This is a genomic window from Arthrobacter nitrophenolicus, assembly GCF_045833485.1.
Classification (GTDB): Bacteria; Actinomycetota; Actinomycetes; order Actinomycetales; family Micrococcaceae; genus Arthrobacter; species Arthrobacter nitrophenolicus.
Genome location: NZ_CP174504.1, coordinates 280,134 through 294,075, shown reverse-complemented (window position 1 = coordinate 294,075; position 13,942 = coordinate 280,134). Strand labels below are relative to the sequence as shown.

Genomic DNA, 13,942 nt, shown 5'->3' with positions numbered 1-13,942 from the left:
AACCAAAGGCGGCACCATGACGGTCTTCAGCGAGCTTCGGATGCGCCCGGCCCCTGCCACATCTGCCGGGTGGGACGCATCCACAACGGCACGGCTTGTGATGGCCGGTGCAGTCATTTTCGTCCTGCTGGTAGGCGCCAATCTCGCTACGCCGCTGTATCCGCTCCTGCAGGCGGAGCTGGGACTCACGCCGCTGGATGTGTCCGCAGCGTTTGCCAGCTACGTCCTCTCCCTGGTGGCCACCCTGATGCTGGCCGGGCACTGGTCGGACCACATAGGACGCCGCGCCGCGCTGCTGCTTGCCGTGCTGACCGGACTGGTGGGCGGCTGGGTGTTCGCCGGTGCGGACTCTCTCGCCGCACTCTGCACGGGGCGGGCACTGCAGGGCGTTGCCGTGGCACTCGCCACGGGCGCCAGTGCTGCCGCCCTGCGGGAGCTGCTGCCCTCGCGGCCGGAGTGGGCATCACGGTTCACGCTGCTGGCCTCCGCCGGCGGAGTAGCGGCCGGCCCTGTTCTGGGCGGGCTGCTGTCCCTGCTGCCTGGCGCCACCAGCGCCCCCTACACCGTGTACTCCGTGGTCCTCGCGGCGCTCCTGGTGCCGCTCTACCTGATCCGGGCGCGGCCGGCCATCATGCTTCCGGCCGTGTCCCGCCCGCTGCAGGTGCTGGCGCCGCGGCCCCTCGCCGTGCCGGGGAATGCCAGGGGCGCTTTTTGGCTGGCATCGGCCGTGGGCTTCCTCAGTTTCGCTGTGTTCGGCTTCTGCCTCTCCCTGGCGCCCGGCTACTTCGCCCAGGTCCTGGAGACGCAGTCCCGGCCGTTGATCGGCCTGCTGGCCGCCCTTCCGCTCGGTGCCTCCGCACTGAGCCAGCTGGTGACCCTCCGCGGGCGCTACACGGTCTCCGCGGGGCTGGCAGTGCTGGGCGGGTCCGTCTTCCTGCTGGGGGCAGCCGGCGCGTGGCATAGTCCGCTGCTGCTCGTGGTGGCCGCCGTCGCTGCCGGGGCCGGGCAGGGGCTGGCCTTCAGGACCACGTTCAACGAGGTCGCCGCCATGGTGGAACCCGTCCGCCACGCCCAGACTGTCAGCACGGTCTACGTCATCACCTATCTGGGCAGCGCCGTCCCGGTCCTTGGCCTCGGCTGGCTGGCCGGACTTGCCGGACAGGAGGCTGCGGTGGCCGGCTTCGTCCTTGCCTGCGGTACCGCCGCGCTTGTGCTGGCCGTCCTGACGCTGGTCCGGGCAGAGCGCCGGCACGGCCGGTCCCGTTAGTCCGGTACGCCGCCTTACTCCGGGAGCGGCCCGTGGTTGCCCTGGATGTGTTCGAACACCAGGGTGGTTTCGGTGTGCCCCACCACCGGGTCCGTGGCGAGGTTGTCCAGCACCCAGTCCCGTAGGTCCTCCGTGCTTCCGACGGCGATATGCAGCAGGTAGTCCACGGAACCCGAGGTGTGGAACGTGGACAGCACCGCCGGCAGGTGCGGAACGCGGGAAGTGAACCGGTCGATCTGGTCACGGTCGTGGGCGCGGAGCCGCACCGCAACAAGTGCCTGGACTGACCGGCCGATGGCGGACAGGTTGAGCTTCGCCTCGTAGCCCTGCACGATGCCCCGTTCGGACAAGGCGCGGGTCCGCATCAGGGCGGTGGATGGGGCGATCCCCACCAGTTCGGCGAGCTGCTTGTTGGAGATCCTGGCGTCGTTCACCAGGGCTTCGAGCAGCCGCTCGTCAATGGCATCCAGCGGCTCCAGGTGCGCTCCCGGCCTGATGTTCCTGGGATTGGTGGTCACTGCTGTTCCTTCCAACGGTCCTGCATTCATCCTAGACCGCTGAATCTGCGCCAAGATGCCCTTTCCTGCGGGTCCCGCCGAATATCAGCATCCGTAGCACGGCCGTCCCGAGCGGTTAATTCGCTGCCCCTTGAACCGGGCGCCGCGCATCCCGGCCGGTCAGCCGCCTGCACCTTGCGCGCGGGGATGTACGACGGCGACGGCGGCTGCGGTCAGGCAGGCAAGGACCATGACCCCTGCCGCGAGGGCCTGCCAGCCCAAGGACTGGAAAACGAGCCCGCCGGCCCACCCGATGACGCTTGACCCCAGGTAATAGGCCAGGTTGTACAGGGACGCCGCCTGCGCACGGCCGCTGCTGGCGATGGCTCCGGTCCAGCCGGCCCCGATGCTGTGCGCGGCGAAGAAGCCGCCCGTGAACACCACCAGGCCGGCGAGGATGAGCGGAAGGTAGGGAACAAGCGTCAGGGCGAGTCCCGCCGTCGAAAGGGCCAGCCCGGCCAGCAGGACGTTCCGCCGCCCAAAGCGTGTGGTCAGCCCGGCGGCCCAGCGTGAAGACACGGTTCCGGACAGGTAGGCCAGGAAGATGAGGCTGATCAGTGTGGCTGGCAGGCTGAAGGGGGCACCGGACAGCCGGAAGCCGAGGTAGTTGTAGACGGCCACGAAACCGCCCATCATCAGGAACGCCTGGACGTACAGGGCTAGCAGCCTGATGTTGCCAAGGTGCCCGCCGAGGGTCCTGAACGCACTGCCCAGTCCTGCCGCCGGTGACGAGACGAAGCCCCGGGCCCTTGGCACCAGGACCAGGAAGGCAACGGCGGCAAGGGTGGCCAGGATGGAAACGGCCAGCGCCGCGGCACGCCAGCCCCACAGCTCACCGGCCGGTCCCGCCACCAGGCGGCCGGCGAGGCCGCCGAGGGTGGTGCCGGCGACGTAGCTGCCCGCAGCCAGGGCGGCATGTGCCTTGGTCACTTCCTCGTTGAGGTAGGCGATGGCGATGGCAGGGATCCCGCCCAGGGCCATTCCTTCCAGCAGCCGCAGTGCAAGGAGCATTCCAAAGCTCGTGGACAGCGGCACCAGCAGGCCAAGAACCGTGGCGATGGAGATGCCCCAGGTCATGGCCTTGACCCGTCCGATCCGGTCGGCGAGGAAGGACCAGGGGATCACGGTGACGGCGAGGCCCACGGTGGCCAGCGAGATGGTGAGCGCGGCCTCGGCCGCGGTGATGCGCAGGTCGGCCGCCAGCAGGGGAAGGACGGCCTGGGTGGAGTAGAGCTGTGCAAAGGTCGCTACTCCGGCGAAGGACAATCCGGCCAGGATCCGGCCGTAGGCCCGGGACCCCTTGGCGTGCCCGTCCCAGCAGGGGAGTGGTGGGTTGCCGGTCACGCGTGCTTCACAGGCCATTTCCTAAGCCTAGGCCCGGCCCCATACATGCCTCCAATGCATAATTCGTGGGAAACTAATAGCAGAATCAGATTGAATTACGGTGGGTAGCGAGGGAGCCAGGGACATGCAGGCAGACCACAGGCAGCTGGTGCAGCTGCTTCCCCTCCTGCCCGTGCTCGCCGAGCTGGGCCGGACGGAGCACGTGACTGAAACGGCGGAACTTCTCGGAGTGCCCCAGTCCACGGTGAGCAGGGCACTGGCACGGGCCAGCGCCGCCGTCGGTACGGAACTGTTGGTGCGGGACGGCAGGGGAGTCCGGCTCACCCCTGCCGCCCGGACGCTCCTCCCGTATATCGAACAGGCACTCACCGAATTCCAGACCGGACTGGATCTGGTGCGGGAGGAATCGTCGGTGGTCCGGGGCAGGATCTCCGTGGCGTTCCAGCACACCTTCGGCGAGGCCACGCTGCCGCTGCTCATCAGCGCCTTCCGGAGCCGGCATCCCGGCGCTGTGTTCACCTTGAGCCAGGGTTCAAGGAATGCCTGCCTCGAGGAGCTGGCGGCCGGGGAGGCAGACCTGGCCCTCACGGCCCCGGTGGGTGCTGACGGCACGCACCTGCAGTCCGCGCCGCTGTATCGGGAACCGCTGCGCCTCGTGGTGCATCACAGCCATCCGCTCGCCGGCCGGCAGTCGGCGGCGTTGCCGGACATCAGGACGGAACCCTTTGTGGCACTCGAGCCCGGTTACGGCATGCGTTCGCTGACGGATGCACTGTTCCGTGAGGCGGGGTACCGGCCGCGCATTGCCTTTGAAAGCCAGGATTCGCACACAGTCCGCGGCCTCGTGTCCGCCGGGCTTGGCGTGAGCATCCTGCCCCCGGGAGGGGATGCGCCGGGCAGGACCGTCAGCCCGGAGACCGGAAACCTTGGCTGGGCGGAGGTTCCCCTCGATTCACCCCTGGCCTTCCGGGAAGTGGGCTTGAGCTGGCGCCGCAGGAAGACCGGCGCCGAACCGGTGCCGGTGCGGCTTTTCCGGGACATGGTGGTCGGCGAGGGACCCCAGCTGCTGGCAGGACTCGTCAGGCAGCGCACCGGCTGAGCCGGAGGGAGCGGGCACACCCACGACGCCCGGGCCAGTCCCGGCAGGATGGCAGCTGCGCCGGCCAGTAACCTTGTGACGTGACCAACACCGAAAACCCCTCCGCACTGCCCACCGACAAGACTGTGGCGTACGCACCCAACCCGCTCGCCGGCGTCGTGATTGGCCTGGATATCGGTGGAACCAAGACCCACGGCATCAGGTTCGAGGACGGGGTGCCTGTTGCGGACGAGTCCGCAGGCAGCTCGAACGTGCAGAACGTCAGCCGGGAGGAGGCCGCCCGCAACATCGCGGACCTCTTCGGCCGGATTGGCGGCGGAACCGTATCGCGGGTGTATGCCGGATCAGGCGGGATCGACACGGAAGAGGATGCGGCCGCCCTGGCATCGCTGATCCAGCCGCACGTCCCGGATGCCCTGGTCACAGTGGTGCACGACTCGCGGCTCCTGCTCGCAGCAGGCCATGCCAGCGCCGGGGTGGCAGTGATCGCCGGGACCGGTTCGGCAGCCTGGGGAAGGAACGCCGACGGCGGCGAGGCCCGGGCAGGAGGCTGGGGCTACCTGCTGGGTGATGAAGGCAGCGGGTACTGGCTGGGCCGCGAAGCCGTGCGGCACAGCCTCCGGCGGATGAACCAGGGACTCCCCGCGGACGAACTCACCACCGCCCTGCTGCAGTCCTGCGGAGTGGATCATCCCAACCGGCTCATCGCACTGTTCCACTCCCCGGAGACCGGACGCCGCTTTTGGGCCCAGCAGGCACGGCACGTGGTGGCGGCAGCAGCCGCCGGGCACCCGGGCAGCCAGGCCATGCTGGACCAGGCCGGCCGGGACCTTGGGGACCTGGCCCTGCAGGTGCTCCATCAGATCGGACTCGGCGGCCCGGTCATCCTGGGCGGCGGGCTGGGAATGAACGTGGAACCACTGCAGGATTCCTTCCGCCGGCACCTTTCCAGTGCCGGCGCCACAGATGTACGGGTCCTGGACCAGGAACCCGTATTCGGGGTGCTGCAGCTGCTGGCGGAGCCGGCCTGAGGCGGCTCGGCCGAATCAGACGGCCCGCTTCCGGGGAGTGAGCCGCACCGCCGGCAGCGGGGGTGCGGGGATGCGCCCGGCTTCGGCGCCCGCACCGGGTCCGTGGCCGGGCACCAGGCCGTACCTGGCGGACTGCGCGTCAGCTACAGACAATTCGGCCTGGGCTTCCCAGTCCTCCCGTGCCTGTTCCACCTCGTCGTGTGTCCGGCCCACGAAGTTCCACCACATCAGCAGTTCCTCCTCGAACGGCTCGCCGCCGATGAGCAGGAAGCGGGTGCCCGGCAGGGCCTGCAGCCGCAGTTCCTCCCGGCCCGTGCCCAGGTAGCCCAGCGGCCCGGAACGAAGTTCCTGCCCGTCCAGCGTCAGCCCGCCGTCGAGCACCAGGATGCCATGCTCAAAGTCCGCATTCAGCGGGAGCACCGCGGCACCTTCACAGGACACGTCGGCTCCCACGATGGGCGAGTACATGGTGGCGGGGGAGGCCACGCCGGCCAGTTCTCCCACCATGACTGTTGCAGTAAAACCGGCGCCGCTGGCCTTGGGCAGTTCCCGGTGCTGCTCGAACGACGGCCCGCGGTGCCGCTCGCCGTCGGGCAGCGCCACCCACAGCTGGAGGCCGCGCTGCAGCGGCAATTCCCCGCCGGCAGGCGGGAGCACGGCAAACTCGGAGTGGGAGACACCGTGCCCTGCGGTCATGATGTTCAGCTCTCCGGGCCGGACCACAACGTCGCTGCCCACGCTGTCCCGGTGCCGGATATGCCCGGCCAGCGGCCAGGTGACTGTCTGAAGCCCGATGTGCGGATGCGGCAGCACGGACATCGCCGTCCGGTCAGGACCGAAACTGTCCAGGAAGCACCACGCCCCGATGGTGGGAAGGCCGCGCTGGGGCAGGGTCCGCTGGACATTCATGGCCCGCACCCCGCCCAGCGGGACTTCACGCTCCGGCCACAGCTGCAGGCAGGGTCCTGGACTCCCCTCGGCGCTCGCCGGCGGACAGATTTCCTGCTGGGGTGAAATCTCCAAGTTGGTCACCCTCCAACTCTAGGCCGGTGCAGGCGGGCCGGTCAGTGCTTCCCCCAACGCCCCGTGATCAGGATCTGCGCCAGTCCGCATCACGTGCGGCTCCGAATGGTCACAGTAGGGAATCCTTTGCGCGGATTAGGTGCCGCCACCGGTGATGCCGGCCCCGGATTGGGTTACCGTAACTATCAGCGTGCTGATGACAATGTCGCGTGCATTCAGATGCCGTCCAACAGAACAGGTAAGTCCGCACCATGGACCAGGCGATGATCGAGTTCCAGAGCGTTACCAAGCAGTACCAGGGCGGGCAGCCGGCCGTGGACAACCTCTCGCTGTCCATCGCCAAAGGCACCATCACGGTCTTCGTCGGACCATCAGGCTGCGGCAAGACCACCTCGCTGCGCATGATCAACCGGATGGTGGAACCCACCAGCGGCACCATCACGGTGGGCGGCCGGGATGTCACCTCCGTGCCGGCCTCCGAGCTGCGGCGCTCCATGGGGTACGTCATGCAGTCCGCCGGCTTGCTGCCGCACCGCACGGTGCTGGACAACATCGCCACCGTTCCCCGGCTGAACGGGGTGTCCAAGGCGGACGCCCGCAGGCGCGCCGAGGAACTCCTGGACGTGGTGGGCCTGGCCCGACCCCTGGCCAAGCGGTACCCCTCGCAGCTTTCCGGCGGCCAGCAGCAGCGCGTCGGGGTGGCCCGCGCCCTCGCCGCGGATCCGCCGGTCCTGCTCATGGATGAACCCTTCAGCGCCGTGGACCCGGTGGTCCGCGACGAACTGCAGCAGGAGCTGCTGCGGCTGCAGAAGGACCTGGCCAAGACCATCGTCTTCGTCACCCACGATATTGACGAGGCCACCACGCTGGGGGACAGGGTGGCGGTCTTCGCCGTGGGCGGCAGGCTCGCCCAGTACGCCACGCCGGAGGAGATCCTGCGGGCACCGGCCAACGATTTCGTTGCCTCCTTCGTGGGCCGGGACCGGGGCTTCCGGCATCTGGGCTTCACCCCGTCCGACGGCGTCACGCTCCACCCGGTGCCGACCATCGTCCGCGGCCCGTCCGGCCCGGAGTCCGACCCGGCAGCAGCCGGCGGCTGGCAGTTGGTGGTGGACCAGGACATGCGCCCGCTCGGCTGGTCGACCCCCGGCACCGACACCGGGCTGATTCCCGGCGGTTCCCTGTTCCGGCCCGGCGAAAGCCTGCGGAAGGCGCTCGACGCGGCCCTGTCGTCGCCGTCGGGCCTGGGCGTGGCAGTGGATTCGGAAGGCAAGGTGCTGGGCGCCGTCCGGGGCGGCGAAGTCCTGGCGCTGATCGAGGAAGCACGCCAGCTGCGGCAGGCCGCACTCTGATGGAGTGGTTCCTCGCCAACAGCGGCATGGTCTTTGAACGCGCAGGCCAGCACATGGTGCTGGCCATTGTGCCCATGGTCCTGGGCCTGCTGATTTCCATCCCGCTGGCCCAGCTCGCCCGGCAGCACCGCGCACTCCGCTCCGTGGTGCTGACCGCATCCTCGCTGCTGTACACCATTCCGTCGCTGGCCCTCTTCATCATCCTGCCCACCATCCTGGGCACCCGGATCCTGGATCCGCTCAACGTGGTGGTGGCCCTGACCATCTACGCCATTGCGCTGCTGGTCCGCGCCGCCCTGGACGCCTTCGATTCCGTGGACGCCGAGATCAGCCAGGCCGCTGTGGCCATGGGCTACAAGCCGCTGGCACGGTTCCTGCAGGTTGACCTGCCGCTGTCCCTCCCGGTCCTGTTCGCCGGCCTGCGGGTGGTCTCCGTCAGCAACATCTCCCTGGTCAGCGTCGCCGCCCTGCTGGGCATCGGAAACCTGGGCATGCTGTTCACCTCGGGCCTGCAGCGGGACTTCGTGACCGAGGTGGTGGTGGGAATCATCGCCATCCTGGTCCTGGCGCTGGTCATGGACGCGTTGCTGGTCCTGCTGGAGCGCATCCTGACCCCGTGGGAGCGCGCCGGGAAGGGACGTGGCCCGCAGGGCCTGGCCGCAGGCAGGCTCGAGCCTGCATCCGCGGAGGCAAGGCTCGCCGCTCCGGGGACTGGGGGTGGAAGCGCGTGAGCGTCTTCAGCGATACCTTTGCCTGGCTGGCCGACCCGGAAAACTGGACCGGCGCCGCCGGCATCCCGGCGAGGCTGGGCGAGCACCTCCAGTACACGGGCCTGGTGATGCTGATTGCCGTGGCCATCGCGGTCCCCGTGGGCATGTATGTCGGACATACCGGCAGGGGCCGGGTGGCGATCGTGGCGCTGGCAGGGGCCTTGCGGGCCCTGCCCACACTCGGCCTGCTGACGCTCTTCGTCCTGCTCGCCGGGATCGGCCTCATGCCGCCGGTCTGGGCGCTGGTGATCCTGACCGTGCCGCCGCTCCTGGCCGGGACCTATGCAGGGATTTCCAGCGTGGACCGGAACGTGGTGGACGCCGCCCGCGCCATGGGGATGACTGAGCTCCAGGTCCTGTTCCGCGCGGAGCTTCCCAACGCCCTGACGGTAATGTTCGGAGGTTTCCGGACCGGCGTGCTGCAGGTGATCGCCACCGTCTCTGTGGTTGCCTACATCAACCTCGGCGGCCTGGGCCGGTACCTCTTCGACGGGCTGGTCCTCAGCGACTTCCCGCAGATGCTGGGAGGGTCACTGCTCATCGCAGCGCTGGCCATCGCCGTCGACCTTGTTTTGTCCCTGTTCCAGCGGCTGTTCCTGACACCAGGGGCAGCAGGGCAGTCCCGCCGCAGCCAGCAGGCTGCGGCCGATCTCACAGACCCCGTAGCCACGGAGCCTGTTGTCCAAGGAGGTAAACCATGAAACAAAGCCGTCACCCACGCCTGGGCAGGCGGACATTTGGCGGGCTGGCCGCAGGACTCGGCCTGGCAATGGCGCTGTCCGCATGCGGCGGTTCGTCAGACCCCCTGAGCGAGGCTCCGGAAACCACAGGCGGAGCATCCGGCGAAGCAACCTCCCTGGTGGTCGGCTCCGCTGACTTCCCGGAGAGCCAGATCATCGCCGAACTGTACGCGGGGGCACTGAACGCCGCCGGCGTTACCGCCACAACCAAGCCGAACATCGGCTCCCGCGAGGTCTACTTCAAGGCCGTCCAGGACGGTTCCGTTGACGTTGTCCCGGACTACACCGGCAACCTGCTGCTGCACGTCGACAAGGCAGCCACGGAGGAGTCGGCCGAGGACATCGCCAAGGCCCTTCCGGACAAGCTGCCGGACGGCCTGGCCGTGCTGGACGCGTCCAAGGCGGAAAACAAGGACGCCATGGTGGTCACCAAGGCAACGGCCGAGAAGTACCAGCTGAAGTCCATCGAGGACCTCGCAAAGGTCTGCAGCGAGATCACTGTCGGCGCCCCTGCCACCTTCGCCGAGCGTGCCTACGGGCTGCCCGGCCTGAAGGAGAACTACAACTGCGAGCCGAAGAAGCTGGAACCCTTCAGCGACGGCGGCGGGCCGCTGACCCTGAAGGCGCTGCTGGAGGACCAGGTCCAGGTGGCCGACATCTACACCACCACCCCGTCCATCGCCGACAACGACCTGGTGGTCCTGGAGGACCCGAAGAACAACTTCATCGCCCAGCAGGTCATCCCGCTGTACAACGAGGCCAAAATGACGGACAAGGCCAAGGAAGCGCTGAACAACGTGTCCAGCCAGCTGACCACCGAGGACCTGATCAACCTCAACCGTGCTGTCAGCGGCAGCCAGAAGCAGGGTGCCAAGGAAGCAGCCGAAGCCTGGCTGAAGGATAAGGGCATTCTCAAGTAGGGGCCTTTCACGCGCCCGCCGGGCCTTCCGCACTGTGATGACGACGGCGGCTGCCGGACTTTCCGAAGTCCGGCAGCCGCCGTCGTGCGTGTGGGCGAGGTCTCAACAGCCGTGCATCCTTCCTGTGGCATATTTGAGGGATGGCAGAATTCAGGCAGTCCACGAAGCTCAACAACGTCCTTTACGACATCCGTGGACCGATCCTGCAAGCCGCCCAGCAGATGGAAGCGGAGGGCCACCGGATCCTCAAGCTGAACATCGGCAACCCCGCACCGTTCGGCTTCGAGGCCCCCGACGCCATCCTGGTGGACATGATCCGCCACCTGCCCCACGCCCAGGGCTACAGCGACTCCCGCGGCATCTTCTCCGCACGGACGGCCGTCTCGCAGTACTACCAGACCCGCGGCATCCAGAACATCCACGTGGACGACATCTACCTGGGCAACGGCGTCAGCGAACTCATCACCATGTCCCTGATGGCGCTGCTGGACGACGGCGACGAAGTCCTCATCCCCACCCCGGACTACCCGCTCTGGACCGCCTCCGTCGCGCTGGCCAGCGGAAAACCCGTGCACTACCTCTGCGACGAGGAATCCGGCTGGCAGCCCGACCTGGAGGACCTGGAAGCCAAGATCACGCCCCGGACCAAGGGCATCGTGGTGATCAACCCGAACAACCCCACCGGCGCCGTGTACCCGGAGGAGACGCTCAAGCGCATCGTTGCCCTGGCAGAGAAGCACGGGCTGGTGATCTTCGCCGACGAGATCTACGAAAAGATCCTGTACGAGGACGCCGTCCACATCAACCTCGCCGGCCTCACCGGCGACCACGTCCTGTGCCTGACCTTCAGCGGGCTGTCCAAGGCGTACCGGGTGTGCGGCTACCGCGCGGGCTGGATGGCCATCTCCGGCCCCAAGAAGGACGCCGCCGACTACCTTGAAGGCATCAGCCTGCTGGCCAACATGCGGCTGTGCGCCAACGTCCCGGCGCAGCACGCCATCCAGACGGCGCTGGGCGGATACCAGAGCATCAACGACCTGATCCTGCCCGGCGGCCGCCTGCTGGAGCAGCGCAACAAGGCCTACGACATGCTGAACGCCATCCCCGGCGTGAGCACGCAGCAGGCACGCGGCGCCCTGTACCTCTTCCCGAAGCTTGACCCCGAGGTCTACCACATCCGGGACGACGAGAAGTTTGTCCTGGACCTCCTCAAGGAGCAGAAGATCCTGGTGTCCCACGGCCGCGCGTTCAACTGGGTGCGTCCGGACCATTTCCGCATGGTCACGCTCCCCAACGTCAAGGACATCGAGGAAGCTGTTGGCCGGATGGGGGACTTCCTGAGCAGGTACCAGGGGAACTAGCCTGTGCACACGGGCTTTGAGTCCCGTGGCACCTCGCGGAAAGGATCCCCCCATGGCCGGCGTCATTCGCTTCGATCAGCATCCTTCTGAAACCCTTCGGGTAGGGGACGGGTTTTCCCTCTCCGACGTCGATCCGGACTCCACTCCCGGCTACAGCGGCACCAAGGAGGACGGCCGGCTCCTGCTGGCAGACATGGACGACGAGCTCACCGAGTTGCAGGAAAAGCTGTTCGCCGAGTCCCGTTTCGGCGGCCGGAAGCGGATCCTGCTGATCCTCCAGGCCATGGACACCGCCGGCAAGGGCGGGATCGTCAAGCACGTCATGGCGGCCATGGATCCCCAGGGTGTCCAGTTCAAGGCCTTCAAGGCACCCACTGACGAGGAGAAGTCCTACGATTTCCTCTGGCGGATCGAGAAGGAAGTGCCGGCCGCCGGCATGGTGGGCGTCTTCGACCGGTCCCACTACGAGGACGTCCTGATCCACCGGGTGCACGGCTGGGCCAGCCCCGACGAGATCAAACGCCGCTACGCGGCGATCAGGGAATTCGAGGACCGGCTGACCGACTCCGGTACCAAGGTGGTGAAGGTGATGCTCCACATCAGCGGCAAGGAGCAGAAAGAGAGGCTGCTGGCCCGGCTGGACAACCCGGAAAAGCACTGGAAATACAACCGGGGGGACCTCGACGAACGCGCGTTCTGGGAGGACTACATGAACGCGTACCAGTCGGCCATCGAGGAGACAAGCACTCCGGACGCTCCCTGGCACGTGGTTCCGGCCAACAAGAAGTGGTACGCCCGGATCGCCGTGCAACAACTGCTCCTGGGCGCCCTGGAAGACCTGCACCTTGAGTGGCCCAAAGCCGAGTTCGACGTTCCCACCGAGCGGGAACTGATCCTCCGCTCCTGAGCGTGCCTGTTAGAGCGGCTGGTCGCGGGCAGCGGCCAGCCGCTTCCTTGCCCCTTCCAGCCATTCCTCGCATCGGGTGGCCAGGGCTTCGCCCCGCTCCCACAGCGCCAGCGACTCTTCGAGGCTGGCGCCTCCGGCCTCGAGCCGGCCCACGACGGCGATGAGCTGCTCGCGTGCCTCCTCGTAGCTCAGGCCCGCGATCCCGGCGTCTGTTGTCTGCTCACTCATGAGCGTCTCCTTCCTGAAGTTCGTCCGTGTCCGCAGCAGGGCTGCCCGTTCCGGTGGAGGTGGCGCCGAAGCGCCCTTCCGCCACCCGGATGGAAAGCGGTGAGCCTGCCGGTGCATCCGCCGGGCGGCGGACCACAGCGTGGCCGGCAACCGCAGTGGGCGCCGCCTGTCCACCTGAGAGTTCGACGACGGCGTACCCGCGGTCGAGTGTCTTCTGCGGCGACAATGCCCGCACCTGCGCCTTGAGGTGTTCCAGCTGGTCCGCAGCCCGGACCACGGTGGAGTTCACGGCCGCCGACGACCGCCTCAGCAGCCGCTCGATCTCCTCCGCCCTGACAGTGACCAGCCCTTCCGGAGACGCCAGGACGGGGCGGGAGCGCAACGAGACAAGCCTGTCCGCTTCCCGGTCCACCAGGCGGTCCATGCAGCGGCGCAGCTGTTCCCGCGCCTGCCGGACGCCGGCCAGTTCCTCGGACACCTCCGGGACAATCCGTTTGGCTGCATCCGTGGGGGTGGACGCCCGCAGGTCGGCGACGTCGTCCAGCAGCGGCCGGTCCGCCTCGTGCCCGATGGCACTCACCACCGGGGTGGCCGCCGCCGCCACGGCCCGGATCAGTTCCTCGCTGTTGAACGGGAGCAGGTCCTCGAGTGCGCCGCCGCCGCGGGCGATCACAATGACGTCCACCACGGGGTGGGCATCGAGTTCGCGGAGGGCCCGGACCACCTGCGACACCGCAGCGTTGCCCTGGACGGCCACTTCCCTGATTTCAAACTCCACCGCTGGCCACCGCAGCGCGGCGTTCCGCAGGACGTCCTTCTTGGCGTCCGAGTCCCGGCCGGTGATCAGGCCGATCCGGTGCGGCAGCAGGGGGAGCGGTTTCTTGCGTGAATCGGCGAAGAGCCCTTCAGCGGAGAGGGCCTGCCGGAGCCGTTCAATCCGCGCCAGCAAATCACCCAGGCCCACCGGCCGGATGTCGCGGACCAGCATATTGAGCCGGCCTGTCTTCATCCAGAATTCGGGTTTCAGCAGGGCCACCACGCGCGATCCGCGTTCAAGGGGCAGGTTCTGCCGCTCCAGTACCTTGGTCCAGACCGAGGCGGGCAGGGAAACTTCGGCATCAACATCCCGCAGCGTCAGGTAGGCGTTGCTTCCGCGCCGGTTCAGCTCGATGACCTGGCCTTCAACCCACGCGGACGGCGTCCTGTCGATGTGGGCCTTGAGCTTCTGCGAGAGCAACTGCAGCGGCCAGGGGTTGTCCGGGGTGGTTTCAGCGGCCGTCGCAGGCAGCGTGGAGGGTGCGGTGCCGGGAAGGGAAGCCTGGTCAGACATGCAAACGCCCTTG

General features: G+C 67.9%; 14 protein-coding genes. 9 read left to right on the top strand and 5 right to left on the bottom strand.

All coding sequences use genetic code 11. The features are described from left to right. The first annotated feature begins 16 nt into the window (after positions 1-16). Positions 17-1,267 (top strand): MFS transporter, encoded by a 1,251-nt coding sequence (locus ACJJV6_RS01330; protein ID WP_407709745.1) that lies wholly within the window; start codon positions 17-19, stop codon positions 1,265-1,267. A 14-nt stretch (positions 1,268-1,281) separates the two neighbouring features. On the opposite strand, the gene ACJJV6_RS01325 is transcribed toward ACJJV6_RS01330, so the two are convergent. Both ACJJV6_RS01325 and ACJJV6_RS01320 read right to left on the bottom strand, forming a co-directional pair. Then, positions 1,282-1,785 (bottom strand): Lrp/AsnC family transcriptional regulator, encoded by a 504-nt coding sequence (locus tag ACJJV6_RS01325; RefSeq protein WP_009356995.1) that lies wholly within the window; start codon positions 1,783-1,785, stop codon positions 1,282-1,284. A gap of 159 nt (positions 1,786-1,944) precedes the next feature. After that, positions 1,945-3,186: an MFS transporter gene (locus ACJJV6_RS01320; RefSeq protein ID WP_407709744.1), complete on the bottom strand. Its 1,242-nt coding sequence runs from the start codon at positions 3,184-3,186 to the stop codon at positions 1,945-1,947. 106 nt (positions 3,187-3,292) lie between these two features. On the opposite strand from ACJJV6_RS01320, the gene ACJJV6_RS01315 reads away from it, so the two are divergent. Beyond that, positions 3,293-4,267 carry a LysR family transcriptional regulator gene (locus ACJJV6_RS01315; protein WP_407709743.1) on the top strand — a complete coding sequence of 325 codons (975 nt, stop codon included), beginning with the start codon at positions 3,293-3,295 and terminating at the stop codon, positions 4,265-4,267. Positions 4,268-4,347: 80 nt separating this feature from the next. Then, positions 4,348-5,298 (top strand): N-acetylglucosamine kinase, encoded by a 951-nt coding sequence (locus ACJJV6_RS01310; RefSeq protein ID WP_009356992.1) that lies wholly within the window; start codon positions 4,348-4,350, stop codon positions 5,296-5,298. A 15-nt stretch (positions 5,299-5,313) separates the two neighbouring features. Here the strand turns inward: ACJJV6_RS01310 and ACJJV6_RS01305 are convergent, their stop codons facing one another. Beyond that, entirely contained in the window at positions 5,314-6,330 is a 1,017-nt protein-coding gene (locus tag ACJJV6_RS01305) for a pirin family protein (RefSeq protein ID WP_407709742.1), read from the bottom strand. 242 nt (positions 6,331-6,572) lie between these two features. On the opposite strand from ACJJV6_RS01305, the gene ACJJV6_RS01300 reads away from it, so the two are divergent. The 6 genes from ACJJV6_RS01300 (at position 6,573) to ACJJV6_RS01275 (ending at position 12,371) form a co-directional block, all read left to right on the top strand. Beyond that, entirely contained in the window at positions 6,573-7,673 is a 1,101-nt protein-coding gene (locus ACJJV6_RS01300; protein WP_009356991.1) for an ABC transporter ATP-binding protein, read from the top strand. Next, positions 7,673-8,404: an ABC transporter permease gene (locus tag ACJJV6_RS01295; RefSeq protein WP_009356990.1), complete on the top strand. Its 732-nt coding sequence runs from the start codon at positions 7,673-7,675 to the stop codon at positions 8,402-8,404. The genes ACJJV6_RS01300 and ACJJV6_RS01295 overlap by 1 nt, the downstream gene beginning before the upstream one ends. Next, entirely contained in the window at positions 8,401-9,144 is a 744-nt protein-coding gene (locus ACJJV6_RS01290; protein WP_009356989.1) for an ABC transporter permease, read from the top strand. The genes ACJJV6_RS01295 and ACJJV6_RS01290 overlap by 4 nt, the downstream gene beginning before the upstream one ends. Further along, entirely contained in the window at positions 9,141-10,103 is a 963-nt protein-coding gene (locus tag ACJJV6_RS01285) for an ABC transporter substrate-binding protein (RefSeq protein ID WP_009356988.1), read from the top strand. The genes ACJJV6_RS01290 and ACJJV6_RS01285 overlap by 4 nt, the downstream gene beginning before the upstream one ends. Before the next feature lie 140 nt (positions 10,104-10,243). Further along, on the top strand, positions 10,244-11,464 hold the full coding sequence (locus tag ACJJV6_RS01280) for a pyridoxal phosphate-dependent aminotransferase (protein ID WP_354175244.1): 1,221 nt from the start codon (positions 10,244-10,246) through the stop codon (positions 11,462-11,464). A gap of 52 nt (positions 11,465-11,516) precedes the next feature. Beyond that, the gene (locus ACJJV6_RS01275) at positions 11,517-12,371 is read left to right on the top strand and encodes a polyphosphate kinase 2 family protein (RefSeq protein WP_009356987.1); all 855 of its coding nucleotides are present in this window, start codon (positions 11,517-11,519) and stop codon (positions 12,369-12,371) included. Between the two features lie 9 nt (positions 12,372-12,380). Here the strand turns inward: ACJJV6_RS01275 and ACJJV6_RS01270 are convergent, their stop codons facing one another. Beyond that, positions 12,381-12,599, bottom strand: a complete 219-nt coding sequence (locus ACJJV6_RS01270; RefSeq protein WP_133345965.1) for an exodeoxyribonuclease VII small subunit — start codon at positions 12,597-12,599, stop codon at positions 12,381-12,383. Beyond that, on the bottom strand, positions 12,592-13,929 hold the full coding sequence (gene xseA, locus ACJJV6_RS01265) for an exodeoxyribonuclease VII large subunit (RefSeq protein ID WP_407709741.1): 1,338 nt from the start codon (positions 13,927-13,929) through the stop codon (positions 12,592-12,594). Before xseA ends, ACJJV6_RS01270 begins: the two co-directional genes overlap by 8 nt. Positions 13,930-13,942 lie beyond the last annotated feature (13 nt).